This is a genomic window from Streptomyces sp. NPDC054770 (assembly GCF_053611985.1).
The window spans coordinates 120,533-134,349 of sequence record NZ_JBSHBL010000003.1 but is presented as its reverse complement, the minus strand read 5'-3'; the positions used below and the strand labels follow the sequence as shown (position 1 = coordinate 134,349).

The following is a 13,817-nucleotide window of genomic DNA, read 5'->3' as shown; positions in this document are numbered from 1 at the left end:
TCAGTGGGCGGGCCGCGGGTTTCTGCGCAGCAGCCACCCGCGCAGGCCGCGGACGAGTGCCGGCCGGCCGGGGACGGGGTGCCGGGACGGTACGGCCGGGCGGGGCTCCGGCCGGTGGGTGCGGGCCTGCGCGACTTCCCGTGCCAGGTCGTGCCTGAACCAGTCGATCTCGTCCGGGTCGGCCGCCGTCATGAGTTCCTCGGCGAGCTGCGCGGCCGGCGAGCCCGGCGTGCCGTGGGCGGGCGGGCCGGCCGCAAGGCCGTCACGCGGGCGCGTTCGTGAGGGTCCGTGAGCACGTCGTCGATGTCGCCGGGGTCCAGGAAGCCGGCCACCACCCCGGCCCGCTGCCAGGGCCCGTCCGCCTGCCGCAGCAGGAAACCGCAGTGGCGGCCACGCCAGTTGCGGGCCCGCCGGTCCGCGCCCGCCCGCAGCCGGTCGCTCAGCTCCGCGGGCGTACGGCCGGTGAGCAGCGGCGCGTTCTTCTCGTCGGCTGCGAACCGCCTTAGCTCCTCGGCCAGATAGAGCCAGACCACGGCCCGGTAGCGATTCGGGTACCACTTCACCGGGGTCACCAGGCCGAGTTTCGCGAAGCGGGTGAACCTGCCCGCCGGGATCCCCATCAGGGCGGCGCCCTCGGTCGTCCCCACGACCTGCACGCTCTCGCGGAGGGATTCGGCCCGGGCCTGGAGGCGGTCGATCTCGGTGCGGGGGACGCGGCGGCCGCCGCCGTCTCCCCCGCCTCCGTCGTCGGGTACGGTGCGGATCCGTCCGAGGTGTACCGCGAGGTCGAACTCACCCCGCTTGAGGCCCAGTTCGCGGGCAGCCCGGCTCGGCGCGCAGGTGAGCGGGCGGGATGGGGTGAGGGTGGTGGCGGACATGGTCGTTCTCCCCCGTGGAGTGGGTGGCTCGCGCCCGGTGCGCTCGCCGTGGAAAAGACCGTAGCCGTTTCGGCGAGACTCGTGGCGGGCCTGTGGATAACTCCACGGCGGGGCATGAATCCGCAGGTCAGAGGTCTATGACGGAGGAGCGCTCCGGTTGCCGGGCGTCCACCGCGAGGTGTTCGCCGACGCGGTTGACCAGCAGGGTCATCTCGTAGGCGATCTGACCGATGTCGGCCTCCGCGCCGCTGAGCACGCACAGGCAGCTGCCGGTTCCGGCCGCGGTGACGAACAGGACCGCCTCGTCGTACTCGATCATCGTCTGGCGGACCTGGCCCGCGCCGAAGTGGCGTCCGGAGCCCTTGGCGAGACTGTGCAGCCCGGAGGCGACGGCCGCCAGGTGCTCGGCGTCCTCCCGGCGAAGGCCCGTGCTCGCTCCCGTGACCAGTCCGTCGTTGGACAGGACCAGCGCGTGCCGTACATGTTCCACGCGCTCGGTCAGGTCGTCGAGCAGCCAGCCGAGTCCCTGGTTCTGCGCCATGTCGTAGCGTCTCCCCGTGTACCGTCTCCCCCTGGCTGGAGGATCTCCCCGCCAGCCTTCCCCACCACCGGCGTCCGGGCAAGGAGGATGGGGACATGGCACAGAAGATGACCGACGAGGAATGGCGGGCATTCGTCTCGCACGGCACCCGCACCGGCAAACTGTCCACCGTCAGCGCCGATGGCAGCCCGCATGTGGCCCCCATCTGGTTCCTGCTGGACGGTGACGAACTGGTCTTCAACACCGGCAAGGAGACCGTAAAAGGGCGCAATCTCGCCCGTGACGGGCGTGTCGCCCTCTGCGTGGACGACGACCGGCCGCCCTTCAATTTCGTGGTGCTGAGCGGGCGTGCCCGGCTGTCGGAGGACCTGGGCGAGCTCCGTGATTCGGCCACCCGGATCTCGGCCCGCTACATGGGGGCGGAGCGCGCTGAGGAGTTCGGCGCCCGCAACGGCGTCCCCGGCGAACTGCTGGTCCGGGTCACCGTGGAGAAGGTGGTGGCGCTCAAGGACCTCGCGGGCTGAGACTCAGCCCACCGAGTCGAGGAGCCGGGCGGTGTGCATCCGTCCGGCGTACTCGACGAGCCGGATCAGCACCTCCTTGCCGGAGTCCCGGTCGCGGGCGTCGCACAGGACCACGGGCGTGCCCTGGTCGAGGTCGAGGGCGCGGGAGACGTCGTGGGCGCCGTAGCTCCGGGCACCGGTGAAGCAGTTGACGGCGACGACGAACGGGATGTGCCGGTGCTCGAAGTAGTCGACCGCCGGGAAGCAGTCCTCCAGGCGGCGGGTGTCGGCGAGGACGACGGCGCCGAGTGCTCCTTGCGACAGCTCGTCCCAGAGGAACCAGAAGCGGTCCTGGCCCGGGGTGCCGAAGAGGTACAGGGAGAGGCCGGAGCGGATGGTGATGCGGCCGAAGTCCATGGCGACGGTGGTGGTGACCTTCTGGTCCACGCCGTCCGTGTCGTCCACCAGCTGGCCGGCCTCGCTGAGCATCTCCTCGGTGCGCAGCGGCCGGATCTCGCTGACGGCGCCGACCAGGGTCGTCTTCCCGACGCCGAAGCCGCCGGCGACCAGTATCTTGAGCGCCATGGCCGACGTGTCGTCGGCGGTGGACTCGGAGTGCTCGGAGTGCTCAGAGACCATGATCACTTCTCTCGGAGGGCTCTCGGGAGGACCTGCTGCGGCAGGCGTCGGGACGCCCGTGGAGCGGCACGGGACGATGCGAAGCCAGCATCATGGCAACTGGCATCCCGTCGCGGGCGGGCGGACCGGAACGTGTCTGTTCTGACCGGCTCGCGCCCGGTTGGTTCCGGATGCTCATCTACAGTGCCCGCAATCCCTCGATGACCTCGCGCAGAATCCGTTCGTCGGGCAGCTGGGCCGGTGGCACCGGACGGCTCACGGTGACGCGGCCCAGTTCCAGCAGGTCGCCCAGGAGCACCCGGACCACACCCACGGGGAGGTCTGCGCCGGCGGCGAGTTCGGCGACGGACTGCGTCTCCGGCCGGCACAGGTCGACCAGTGCGCGGTGTTCGGGGCCGAGCAGGGCGTCGTCGTCGGTGCCGGCCGCGCCCGGGTCGAGCGTGACCAGGGCGATCAGGTCGAACTTCACGCCGGTGGGGCCGGGTTCGGTGCGGCCCCCGGTCATGGCGTAGGGGCGGACCAGGGGCCCGGCCTCGCCGTCGTACCACTGGCTGCCCGGCTCGCGCGGGGCGCCGGTCATGTACTCGGTCATCGGTGGCGGCTTCCGGCTCAGCCGGCGGCGGGCGGCCGGGCGGCGACCCGCGGCGCGGTGTGGAGGTGCTCGCCGACGCGCTTGACCAGGCGGGCCATCTCGTAGGCGACCAGGCCGATGTCGGCGGTCGCGTCGGTGAGCAGGGCGAGGCAGGAGCCGTCGCCGGCGGCGGCCACGAAGAGGAAGGCGTCGTCCATCTCGACCATGGTCTGGCGTACCCCGCCGGCCCCGAAGTGCCGTCCGGCGCCTTTGGCGAGGCTGTTGAAACCGGAGGCCACGGCGGCGAGGTGCTCGGCGTCCTCGCGTTTGAGGCCGGTCGAGGCGCCGACGGCGAGGCCGTCGTTGGACAGCACGACGGCGTGCCGTACCTCGGTGACGCGCAGCACCAGGTCGTCAAGGAGCCAGTCGAGTTCGCCGGAGCGCCGGTCTGTCCTCGTGCTCGGATCCTGGATCATGGGCGGTCTCCTTCGGTGCTGTCGGTGCCGTCTTCGGCTCGCGGGGCGGCTCCGCGGCCGGGTCGTCTGCCTCCGCCGCGCGCCCAGCCGTCGCGGTAGGCGGTCATGCGGTCGCGGACGAGTTCGGGGGTGCGCTCGTCCCCGCCGCGGGCGGGCGCCGGCTCCTCGGCGCGGGGATCACGCAGCTGAGGAGCGAGGCTCGCCTGGCGCACCCGGCGTGGCAGAGCCTCGTCGGAGGGATCGGAGTCGTGCGGTGGGCGGTGCGGCCTCAAGGTGGTGACTCCGGGGGGCGGGGGTTCGGGCGCGGCGCGCGGGGCGGTGTGGGTGGCGGCGAGGGCGGGCCGGACGGCGGGGGCGGGCTCCGGAAGGGCGGCGCCCGGCACGCGTGCGTACGCGCGTGCCGGTGCCTGTTCGGTGTCGGCCGCCGGGCGGACGGCACGTTCCGCCGGGCCGCCGTGCAGCAGGGCCTTCGGCAGCAGGACCACCGCGGTGGTGCCGCCGTACGGGGACGTGCGCAGGTGCACCTTGATGCCGTGGCGGGCCGCGAGTCTGCTGACCACGAAGAGGCCCAGCCGGTCGCTGTCGAACAGGTCGAGGGTCTCGGACTGCTCGATGCGCCGGTTGGCCTCGGCGAGGGTCTCCTGCCCCATGCCGAGCCCGCGGTCCTCGACCTCCAGGGCATACCCGTTGCCGACGGGCTCTCCGCTGATGCGCACGCGCGTGTGCGGCGGCGAGAACTGGGCGGCGTTCTCCACGACTTCGGCGAGCAGGTGCGTGAGGTCGGCGACGGCCGCGCCGATGACGGCTGCCTCGGGGAGCTGTCGTACCTCCACGCGCGCGTAGTCCTCGACTTCGGACACGGCGGCCCGGACGACGTTGGTCAGGGACACCGGCATCCGCCAGGCCCGACCGGGGGCGGCTCCGGAGAGGATGATCAGGCTCTCCGCGTGGCGGCGCATCCGGGTGGTGAGGTGGTCGAGGCGGAAGAGGTCGCTCAGTTCGCTGGGGTCGTCGGAGCGGCGTTCCATGCTGTCCAGCAGGCTCAGCTGGCGGTGGACCAGGATCTGGCTGCGGCGGGCGAGGTTGACGAAGACTCCCGAGATGCCGCTGGCGAGTTCGGCGCGTTCCACGGCGGCGCGCAGGGCGGCGCGGTGCACGGTGCCGAGGGCCTCGGCGACCTGTCCGGTCTCGTCCTCCGCGGGCGGCCCGGGGGGCGCCTCGGCCCGGACGTCGATCTCCTCGCCGGCCCGCAGCCGGCGCATCGCCTCGGGGAGTTTGCGGCGGGCGATCTCCAGGGCGCTGTTGCGCAGGCTGACCAGCTCGACGACGAGGCCGCGCCCGATGCGTACGGAGATGACGAGCGAGGCGGCCACGGCGAGCAGACCGAACAGGACGGCGGCGCCGGCCGGGGTGAACAGACCGCGTGCGAACGGATCGGCCCGGCCCGCCACCGCGCGGGCCGTGGCGGCCTGGATGTTCCGCATGCCGTCTTGCACGCGTGCGTGCGCGGTGTTCCAGCCGGCTTCCGGGGCCGCGCCGACCGCCTTGGCGCCGGGTGGGCTCGTGAGGATCCGGTCCTCGGCGGTGCTCAGCGCGGTGTAGTCGTCGCCGTCGGCGAGCCGGTGCCAGGCGGTGCGCTGGGCCCCGGGCAGATCGGTGACGGCCGCGTCGGTGAGGACGCGGCGGGTCTCGGCGGCGCCGGTGAACACCCGCAGTCGCTCGCCGTCGAGGCCGCCGGCCAGCCGGGCACCGCCGAGGACCGCGTCCTCCTGGGCGAGCGCCTCGCCCGCGCGGGAGAACTCGAGGAGCACGCGCGCGTCGGAGCCCATGTCGTCGGCCTGGATGCCGGTGAGGGCGCCGTCCACGGCGAAGGCCGAGGCGATGGCCTGCGTGTACTGCCCGTAGGCCGTGTCCCAGCCGGCGCCGTGGTTCTGTACCGCTCGCCGCAGGGTGCGCAGTTGCTCGGCGCCGGTGACGAAGGCCTTCAGGCGCTGGGCGACACCGGAGGGCAGTTCCTCGCTGTCGGCGACGGTGCTGTCCTTGCCGAGCCGTAGTCCGGCCACGGCCTGATCGGTTCGGGCGCCGAGCCGCTTGAGGTCCGCGGTCTGTTCGGCGGCGGGGTCGGTCGCGTACCGGACCGCGGCGGCCCGCTCGGCCTGGAGCGCGGCGACGGCGGTGGCGACCGGGGTGCGCAGCGCGGCGTCGACGCGCTGGGACTGGCGCAGCCGGGCCACGTCCTGTGCCGTGGTGACCGTGGCGTACGCCCACAGGGCGAGCAGGGACATGACCGGCACCATGAGCAGGCAGACGACCTTGGCCCGCACGGTCCGCGGACGGATCCGCCAGCCTCCGGGTCGCGTGGGCGCGTTGTCCGCAGTGGTGCCGTCGGGGTCGTCGGCCGGTTCGTCGGCGGGTGGTCCGGCGTGCGCGCGGCGGCCGCGCGGCGGCTGCGGCAACGGTGTCTCCGGGCCTGCTGTGGGGGTCCTACGGGGTGTACGCATGGCCTCCTCGCTCGGGAAGGGTGGATCGGTGCCGGGTCAGCGTGCGGCGCCCGCGACGGGCCGCTGGGCCGAGGCGGACGCCTCGCGCTCCCCGGCCGTGGGCGAGAGCGCGACGAAGGCCGAGGTGAGGAACAGATAGGACCCGAGGCCCACGGCGAGGGGGAAGATGAACTGCATCGCCGTGGCCCCCGGCAGATGGCTGCCGGAGGGCGTGACGTGCACGCTGACCGCGAACATCCCGGTGTAGTGCATGCTGCTCACGGCCGCTCCCATGACCAGGGAGGCGGCGGTGACGGCGACGGGCGAGCTGATGTTGAGCGCCGCCCACAGGGCCGCGGTCGCGGCGACCACGGCGATGAGGACGGAGAGCCCGACGAGCATCGGGTCGTAGTGCACGGCGCCGTGCAGCCGGACGGCCGCCATGCCGAGGTAGTGCATGCTGGCGACGCCCAGCCCGGTGGTGAGGCCGCCCAGCAGGAGAGCCCGGTTGCGGTCGCGGCTGTAGCCGACGGCGAAGACACCGGCGCTGACGACGACCACCGCGACGAGCAGGCTGAGGACGGTCAGCGGTACGTCGTAGCGGATGTCGGTGCCGCTGACGCTGAAGCCGAGCATGGCCACGAAGTGCATGGTCCAGATGCCGGTGCCGAGTGCGGAGGCCGCGGTGAGCAGCCAGTTGCGGCGCGCGCGGCCGGTACTGCCGAGCGCGCGGACGGTGCAGCGCAGCCCCAGTGCGGCGCCTATGCAGGCCATGACGTACGACAGCACGGGGGTCAGCCAGCCGAAGGTGGCGTGGTCCAGGTGTCCCATGGCTCAGGGACGCTAGGGGGCACGGGCGCACAAAGGGGGCGCATTTCGAAAGGTGCTGCAATATGACTCAGAGATGTGCCGGAACGATCGCGTCCCGCTCGAACGTGCGCACAGGGTCGTCCTCCGTGACGGTGAGGGATCATGCGGACCATGAGCGATGACCACACACATGTCCGGGAGTTCTTCACCGCGCGGGCGGCCGACTGGGACGGCAGATTCCCCGACGACGGTCCCGCGTACGCTGCCGCCGTCGCCGGTCTGGGGCTGCGCGCGGGCGACCGGGTGCTCGACGCGGGGTGCGGCACCGGGCGCGCCCTGCCGCCGCTCCGCGGGGCCGTGGGGCCCAGCGGCGTGGTCCTCGGGATGGACCTCACCCCGGCGATGCTCCAGGCCGCCAGGCGGGCCGGCCGGGACCGTGCCGGGCAGTTGCTGCTCGCCGACGTCGCCATGCTGCCGGTGCGGTCGGCGTCCCTCGACGCCGTGTTCGCCGCGGGCCTGATCGCCCATCTGCCCCGCCCGGCGGAGAACCTGCGGGAGTTGGCGCGCGTGGTCCGCCCCGGCGGCACCCTCGCCCTCTTCCACCCCATCGGCCGGGCCACGCTCGCGGCTCGCCAGGGTCGGCAGATCACGCCGGACGACCTGCGCGCGGAGGGCAACCTCGGCCCGCTGCTGGCCGGTTCGGGCTGGCGCATGACGTCGTACGTGGACGAGGACGCCCGGTTCCTGGCGCTGGCGGTCCGCGAAGGCTAGCCGGCGACTGGCCGCTGTGCGCCGGGGCCGGTCGAGGCGCCCGGGCGGTGCCCTCTTCTGTTGCCGGAGCTTCAACTCTAGGTTCGACAGAGGAAGCCACATGCTCGGCGGCGGCAGGGGAAAGGGGCCCGCGTGTTCGACCGGATCCGCAAGTACGCAGGCAGATTTCGAGGCGCCGGGGGCGCGGAGGTGCCGGAGCGGCGTGCGAGCCGTGAGCGCCGCACGCACAACTTGTTCGAGGCCGCGGCCGTCTATGTCGCGGCCCGGGCGGAGGACGACCAGGACCGGATCGAGGAGGCGGCGGCCTGGGTGTCGCCGGAGGCGCTGTCGTTCGGGGTCACCGAGCTGGCGTGCCGGGCCGTGATCACCCTGGCCCGGGAGCGTGACGAGTCGCCGGCGACGGTGGCACGCGATCTTCTCGGACTGCCCGTGGTCTGACCCTTCGGTACGAAGAGATCGTCGCTCTTGGGCGCCACCGAGGTCGTTTCGTCCCGTCCCGGTGGAAAACTGCAGCTCCGGGTGTAGTGGCCGGTCGTGACAACGGCCTTCCCGTCGCACTAAGGTGCGCGCCGTTGGACGAACCACTGGGGAGGCAGGGATGGCCGGAACCGACGAGGAGGCCGTCGCCGCGGACGAGGCACTGTACGTGCTCACGGCGGTGCTGCTGACGCCCGCGCAGTTTCCGAGCGTGCTGGGCGACGACTATCCGGAGGCCTGCGCGGCGCTGGAGCTGATGCCGCTCGCCGACGGCTACGGCCTGGTGCTCGGCCAGGACGGCGAAGGAGCACGCTGGACGGTCGTCATCGACGACGTCTCGCTGGTCGCCGTGGCGATCGCGTCCTGGGACTGCGGCATGGAGTACGACCTGTCGCCGGACGAGCGCACCGTGGTCGCCGCGCTGCCCGGCTGGCCGCTCGCGGTCGCCGTGGCGGCCCCGAACGTGCCCGCTCCGCACGACCCCGGTCCGGAGATGACGGACCGCGCCGCGCTGACGCCGCCGGACACCACCTCCTGGGGCCCGGCGCAGCGGCGGCTGGGCGCGGACGAGATCGCCCTCCAGTGGGCGATCTGGCGGGAGCAGATCGGTGAAGACCACTTCCCGCCACCGGCAGCCGAGGCCCCGGAAGCGCCCACGGAGGCCTCTGGGGACACCGAGGCGGCCCCGAAGGGCCACCTCGGGATCCGGCGCGTCCTGGCCGAGGCTCGGGCCTATGTGGACGCGCCACCGCCGCTGGGCCGGATCCGCTCCTCGTTCGCCCCGGGCGACGCCCGTACGCTGCGCGCCGACGGGCCCGGCTGGTCGCTGGTGGCCCGCACCGACGACATCGCCTTCGTGCTCCTGGACGAGGAACCCGGCGAGGTCCTGCCGGTCGGCCGGGGCCCCGAGCTCCCCGGCCTCCTGGAAGCCCTAGACAAGATTGCCGTACGGCCCCTGTGAGCCCTCCTGGGCCGCATCCCGCCCATCGCCGCCAAGGCGGCGGCGGGTCACGCGGCCCCAGGACGGCGGCTCAGCGACCGATCTCCTTGCGCGTGACCCGGCGCAGCCTGCGCCGCTGCGAGGGGTCGAGGGTGAGGTACGCGGCCACCGGGACGCCCACCACGATCAGGAACGTCACCCACCAGGGCAGCCATATCAGCAGGATGAGCCCGACCGCCACACCTCCTGCGGCGATCTTCGCGTTCTTCGACATCAGCGTCGCCTCCTTCGCGGCCCTTGCCGCTCTCTGATCTGAAAACGGGCCCGCGCCTCCCGCGGTTCCGGACCGCGACCCTGAGACATCCCTGACGAGCGCCCCCTACTGGCCCCTGAGTACCCATGACCACCGATGACCACCGACGACCACCGCCGACCACCTGCGCTCATCGGGTCGAACAGATTGTGAAGCAGTCCCGCTCTCAGCGTAACCACTCCCGGTCGATTGCCGCGCCGGACGTTCGAGGGCGGCTCGGCCCTGCGGGAAACCCGGAGGAAAACCCCACCCGCACAGGCAGGTTGGCCGGATGGTCGGTGGCCGCGGGGATTCGTACGGTCACGGTATGAAGCGAATGAGCAGGATACTGGTGATTCCGGCGGTGTCGGTGGCACTGACGGCGGGCAGCGCGACGGCCGTGGTCGCGCAGGGATCGGGCGCACCGGCGGCTGCCGCCGTCGCCCCGGTGGGGGCACACGTGCCGCGGGGCGCAGTGGTGTCTGTCGAACATCTGCGGACGCTGACCGCCCGGCAGGTCGCGGCCGAACTGGTGGGCGACGAGGACGGGGCCTGGGACACCGGCGCCGTGCGCTACGGCCTGGACACCTTCCGGATCGTGTACCGGACGGTGGATCCGCACGGCCGGCCCACCACCGCCAGCGGGCTGCTGGCGTTGCCGCGCAGCGGTGAACGACGGTTGCGGACGGTGTCGTTCACGCACGGCACCGAACTGTTCAAGGGCGACGTCGCCTCCGTCTCGGACGAAGTCTGGGGCCAGGCACCCGCCCTGACCTACGCGTCCGCCGGGTTCGCCGCGGTGCTCCCCGACTACCTCGGCATGGGCCTGGGGCCCGGCCCACAAGCCTGGATGGACGTGCCCTCGGAGACGACGGCCGCCCTGGACGTGCTGCGGGCCTCCCGTACCGTCGCGACGCGGCAGGGCCGGGAGTTGCGCCGCGGGGTGCTGGCCGCCGGCTTCTCCCAGGGCGCCTCGGCGGCCCTGGGGCTGGCCCGGTCGCTCCAGGAGGGGGCCGACGACTGGTTCCGGATCCGTGCCGTGGCACCCGTCAGCGGCGCCTACGCGTTCCGGGACGCGGCACTGCCGGCGCTGCTGGCCGGGCAGACGGACCCGAAGGTGAGCGTGATCTACACGGCGCTGTTCCTGGTCGCCTTCAACCGCCTGCACCACCTGTACGACACACCGGCCCAGGTGTTCCGGAAGCCGTACGACCGCACGATCGAGGGCCTGCTGGACGGCACGCACACCGGTCAGGAGGTCATGGCCGGCACCCCGGACTCCCTCGACGCGCTGCTCACCGCCCGGGGCCGGGCGATGCTGGCCCACCCCACCGGGCGGCTGGCGGCGGCCCTGCGCATCACGGACAGCGTGTGCACCGACTGGGTGCCGCGGGCTCCGGTCAGGCTCTATTACGCCGAAGGGGACGAGCAGGCCGTCAACACGAACACGGACTACTGCCACGCCGCCCTGCGCGCCCACGGCGTCGACGCCCCGCAGGTCGATCTCGGCACCCCGGACTACGGCGGTTCCCGCCATCTCGGTTCCCAGCAGGCGGGAACCGCCGCCGTAGTGCGGTGGTTCCGGACGCTCCGCTGAGGGCAGGCGCCAGCAGCTGCCGTGCCGGGGGCCACAGCGGTGCCGGTACGGCTCGCCCGAATCACCCGCGACCACGCTCTGCCGTCCGCCGGGTGGTGAACGCACGAAGTCGCGGTTGAAGGACTTCGACCAGCGCGCCTGATCCCTCTACCGCCGGGACACCCGCGCTCGAAGCCCCCGTATCCGACGACCTGCGGCTGGACGCCCGGTCCTGCTAGAATGCTGGTCTCACGTAAGCCTTCCCGGTGCGGATTCCGATCCGCCGGGGAGGCTTTTTTCATGCCCGGGGCCCGCCTGCCTCGACGCTGACGGGCCCGCTTCGAGGTTCTCGCAGCCGCGCGACCTAGAACGCGCCGCGCCTCACGCATCGGCACTTGTTCCTAACCACAAGAGGAGATCCATGTCATGAACTCACGGACGAACACCGCGCCTGCCACGCGTACTTGGCAGCTTGGTGACCAGACCGTCAACCGCGTCGGGTTCGGTGCGATGCGCCTGACGGGTACCGCGCCCTTCGACCGCGGCGTGCCGCGCGACCGCGATCGGGCGATCGGCGTGCTCCGGCGGGCGATCGAGCTCGGCGTGAACCACATCGACACCGCCGCGTTCTACTTCTCGGCGACGCGCTCCGCCAACGAGCTGATCAACCGGGCTCTGGCGCCGTACCCGGAGGACCTGGTCATCACCACCAAGGTCTGGCCAGGCCGCGATCCCTCGGGCGCCTGGTGGTGGGCGGATCCGGCGCAGTTGCGCGGCCAGGTAGAGGAGAACCTGCGGCAACTCGGTCGCGATCACCTGGACGTGGTGAACCTGCGCGTACCCCCGAGCCGGCGGACCGGCTCGATCGGCGAGCACTTCGGCGCGTTGGCCGAACTGCGCGATGCCGGGTACATCCGCCACCTCGGCGTCTCCAACGTCACGTCCGAGCAGCTGGCCGAGGTCCGGGCCATCGCCCCGGTCGTCTGCGTGCAGAACCCCTACGGGATCGGTGCGTCGGGCGAGGACCGGGCACTTCTGCGACTCTGCGGTGAACTGGGCCTCGCTTTCGTCCCGTTCTTCGCGATCTCCGGTCCCGGGCGCGAGGCGGGTCCGGCCGCCGACGACCACGAGACGGTGTGCGCCGTCGCCCGCGCACACGGCGTGTCCGTCGCTCAGGTCCGGCTTGCCTGGACCTTGCAGCAGGGTCCGCACGTGCTGGCGATCCCGGGGACCGGCGATCCGGACCACCTCGCGCAGAACGTAGCGGCCGGCACGCTGCATCTCTCGGAAGACGAGATGGCACGCCTTACCTCGCTGCGGCCGACGGGAGCCTAGCGGCGCCACTGCCGGAAGCCGGGATGCGGGCTGTGGGCTGCGGAATCCGGCAGTCCGCGTCCAGGGGCGCCGAAAAGCGATGATCCGCCGAGCGGCGGTCGCCCTCCGTTCACCGGATGGTCGGGCAGTGTTCCCTCCGAGGCCCAACTCTGGCCGCTGCCAACGAATTTGTCACCAGGAGGCCTGATGTCCCCGCACGCCGCCGGCAGCCGCCGCGTCCACCGTTCCGTCGCGACGGGTCTGCCCCTGGCCCTGGCCGCCGCGCTCATAGCGGCGGGCACGGCCGAGGCCTCGTCGTCCGGCTCGGCGCACGTCACCCGCACGGCCACCCTCGGCGACATCCCGCTCGGCACCTTCAGCAACGCGCTGCTCCCGGGCAGCGTGGACAACGACCGAGGGGTGGACCTCGGCGGCATCGGCAGCGACATCTACCCGGCCGGCCGCAAGGGCGAATACTGGACGGTCACCGACCGCGGCCCCAACGGCCAGATCAAGGTGGACGGGAAGAAGCGCCGGACCTTCCCGGTGCCCGGTTTCGACCCGGCGATCGTGAAGATCCGCGTCTCCGGCGACGCCATCAAGGTGATCGACGCGATCCCGGTCACCACGTCCTCCGGCAAGGCCGTCACCGGGCTGTCCAACCAGGCGAGCCGGGACGAGGCGCCGTACTCCTACGACGCGAAGACGGCGCTGTCGTACAACCCGAACGGCCTGGACACCGAGGGCATCGTGCGCGCCGCGGACGGTACCTTCTGGCTCGTCGACGAGTACGGCCCGTCGCTGGTCCACGTCTCCGCGCACGGCAAGGTGCTCACCCGCTACGTGCCCAAGGGGCTGAACCTCACCGGCACCGACTACCCGGTGGTGGAGGCGCTGCCGTCCGTCTTCCTGCACCGGAAGATCAACCGCGGCTTCGAGGGGCTGGCCCTGCTGCCCGACGGGGACCTCGTGATGGCCCTCCAGAGCCCGCTCTCACTGCCCGACGGGGACGCCGGGGACGCCTCGCGCACGACCCGACTGCTGCGCTTCTCACCCCGGAAGAAGGCGGTCACGGCCGAATACGCCTACCGCTTCGAGCCGGTGAACGTGGTGGACCCGAGCGAGGACGACACCTCCGAGCTGAAGATCTCGTCGATCGTGGCCGTCGGCGGCGACCGGCTGCTGGTCGAGGAGCGCACCGACAAGGGTGCGCGGCTGGAGGTGGTGAGGTTGGACCGTCGGTCGGACATCCTCGGCGGCGCCTATGACGACACCGCCACGTCCCCGTCGCTGGAGCAGCTGGACGACCCGGCCGCCGCCGGCGTCCCGGTGCTCGGCAAGCGTCTTGTGGTCGACCTGAACACGGTGACCGGAGTGCCGCTGAAGATCGAGGGCATCGCGCGTGTGGACCACGACACGCTCGCCCTGATCAACGACAACGACTTCGGGATGACGGACGGCGCGGACGCGTTCGACGCCCAGGGCCGCCTCGTCGACAGCGGTATCGAGACGACCCTGGTGTACGTCCGGCTGCCCAAGGGGTTGTGAC

General features: G+C 72.5%; 14 protein-coding genes and 1 pseudogene. 7 read left to right on the top strand and 8 right to left on the bottom strand.

Features of this window, described 5'->3' with window-relative positions; genetic code table 11:
- Both ACWGKQ_RS04655 and ACWGKQ_RS04650 read right to left on the bottom strand, forming a co-directional pair.
- A pseudogene (locus ACWGKQ_RS04655) lies at nucleotides 1-878 on the bottom strand (DUF6397 family protein).
- Nucleotides 879-1,005: 127 nt separating this feature from the next.
- Nucleotides 1,006-1,419, bottom strand: coding sequence for a roadblock/LC7 domain-containing protein (locus ACWGKQ_RS04650; protein ID WP_383707299.1), 414 nt, complete (start codon nucleotides 1,417-1,419; stop codon nucleotides 1,006-1,008).
- Nucleotides 1,420-1,514: 95 nt separating this feature from the next.
- Here ACWGKQ_RS04650 and ACWGKQ_RS04645 point away from each other — a divergent pair, with 95 nt between their 5' ends.
- Complete coding sequence (locus ACWGKQ_RS04645; protein ID WP_453290395.1) at nucleotides 1,515-1,943, top strand: PPOX class F420-dependent oxidoreductase; 429 nt, start codon at nucleotides 1,515-1,517, stop codon at nucleotides 1,941-1,943.
- A gap of 3 nt (nucleotides 1,944-1,946) precedes the next feature.
- On the opposite strand, the gene ACWGKQ_RS04640 is transcribed toward ACWGKQ_RS04645, so the two are convergent.
- The 5 genes from ACWGKQ_RS04640 to ACWGKQ_RS04620 form a co-directional block, all read right to left on the bottom strand.
- Nucleotides 1,947-2,561, bottom strand: a complete 615-nt coding sequence (locus tag ACWGKQ_RS04640; protein WP_453290394.1) for a GTP-binding protein — start codon at nucleotides 2,559-2,561, stop codon at nucleotides 1,947-1,949.
- Nucleotides 2,562-2,739: 178 nt separating this feature from the next.
- On the bottom strand, nucleotides 2,740-3,153 hold the full coding sequence (locus tag ACWGKQ_RS04635; protein WP_453290393.1) for a DUF742 domain-containing protein: 414 nt from the start codon (nucleotides 3,151-3,153) through the stop codon (nucleotides 2,740-2,742).
- 17 nt (nucleotides 3,154-3,170) lie between these two features.
- Complete coding sequence (locus ACWGKQ_RS04630) at nucleotides 3,171-3,608, bottom strand: roadblock/LC7 domain-containing protein (protein WP_453290392.1); 438 nt, start codon at nucleotides 3,606-3,608, stop codon at nucleotides 3,171-3,173.
- Nucleotides 3,605-6,109 (bottom strand): sensor histidine kinase, encoded by a 2,505-nt coding sequence (locus ACWGKQ_RS04625; protein WP_453290391.1) that lies wholly within the window; start codon nucleotides 6,107-6,109, stop codon nucleotides 3,605-3,607. The genes ACWGKQ_RS04630 and ACWGKQ_RS04625 overlap by 4 nt, the downstream gene beginning before the upstream one ends.
- 36 nt (nucleotides 6,110-6,145) lie before the next feature.
- Nucleotides 6,146-6,919, bottom strand: coding sequence for an MHYT domain-containing protein (locus tag ACWGKQ_RS04620; RefSeq protein ID WP_453290390.1), 774 nt, complete (start codon nucleotides 6,917-6,919; stop codon nucleotides 6,146-6,148).
- A 150-nt stretch (nucleotides 6,920-7,069) separates the two neighbouring features.
- Here ACWGKQ_RS04620 and ACWGKQ_RS04615 point away from each other — a divergent pair, with 150 nt between their 5' ends.
- From ACWGKQ_RS04615 to ACWGKQ_RS04605, 3 genes are all read left to right on the top strand, one after another.
- Nucleotides 7,070-7,669 carry a class I SAM-dependent methyltransferase gene (locus tag ACWGKQ_RS04615; protein ID WP_453290389.1) on the top strand — a complete coding sequence of 200 codons (600 nt, stop codon included), beginning with the start codon at nucleotides 7,070-7,072 and terminating at the stop codon, nucleotides 7,667-7,669.
- Nucleotides 7,670-7,801: 132 nt separating this feature from the next.
- On the top strand, nucleotides 7,802-8,107 hold the full coding sequence (locus tag ACWGKQ_RS04610; RefSeq protein WP_453290388.1) for a hypothetical protein: 306 nt from the start codon (nucleotides 7,802-7,804) through the stop codon (nucleotides 8,105-8,107).
- 160 nt (nucleotides 8,108-8,267) lie between these two features.
- The gene (locus ACWGKQ_RS04605; RefSeq protein WP_453290387.1) at nucleotides 8,268-9,107 is read left to right on the top strand and encodes a hypothetical protein; all 840 of its coding nucleotides are present in this window, start codon (nucleotides 8,268-8,270) and stop codon (nucleotides 9,105-9,107) included.
- 70 nt (nucleotides 9,108-9,177) lie between these two features.
- On the opposite strand, the gene ACWGKQ_RS04600 is transcribed toward ACWGKQ_RS04605, so the two are convergent.
- A complete protein-coding gene (locus ACWGKQ_RS04600; RefSeq protein ID WP_181809683.1) occupies nucleotides 9,178-9,360 on the bottom strand; it encodes a hypothetical protein in 183 nt (60 codons plus the stop codon).
- 355 nt (nucleotides 9,361-9,715) lie between these two features.
- Here ACWGKQ_RS04600 and ACWGKQ_RS04595 point away from each other — a divergent pair, with 355 nt between their 5' ends.
- The 3 genes from ACWGKQ_RS04595 to ACWGKQ_RS04585 all read left to right on the top strand — a co-directional run bounded on the left by ACWGKQ_RS04595 (nucleotide 9,716) and on the right by ACWGKQ_RS04585 (nucleotide 13,816).
- Complete coding sequence (locus ACWGKQ_RS04595) at nucleotides 9,716-10,975, top strand: lipase (protein ID WP_453290386.1); 1,260 nt, start codon at nucleotides 9,716-9,718, stop codon at nucleotides 10,973-10,975.
- 405 nt (nucleotides 10,976-11,380) lie between these two features.
- Nucleotides 11,381-12,289 (top strand): aldo/keto reductase, encoded by a 909-nt coding sequence (locus ACWGKQ_RS04590; protein WP_453290385.1) that lies wholly within the window; start codon nucleotides 11,381-11,383, stop codon nucleotides 12,287-12,289.
- 186 nt (nucleotides 12,290-12,475) lie between these two features.
- Nucleotides 12,476-13,816: an esterase-like activity of phytase family protein gene (locus ACWGKQ_RS04585; protein ID WP_453290384.1), complete on the top strand. Its 1,341-nt coding sequence runs from the start codon at nucleotides 12,476-12,478 to the stop codon at nucleotides 13,814-13,816.
- Nucleotide 13,817: the final 1 nt, after the last annotated feature.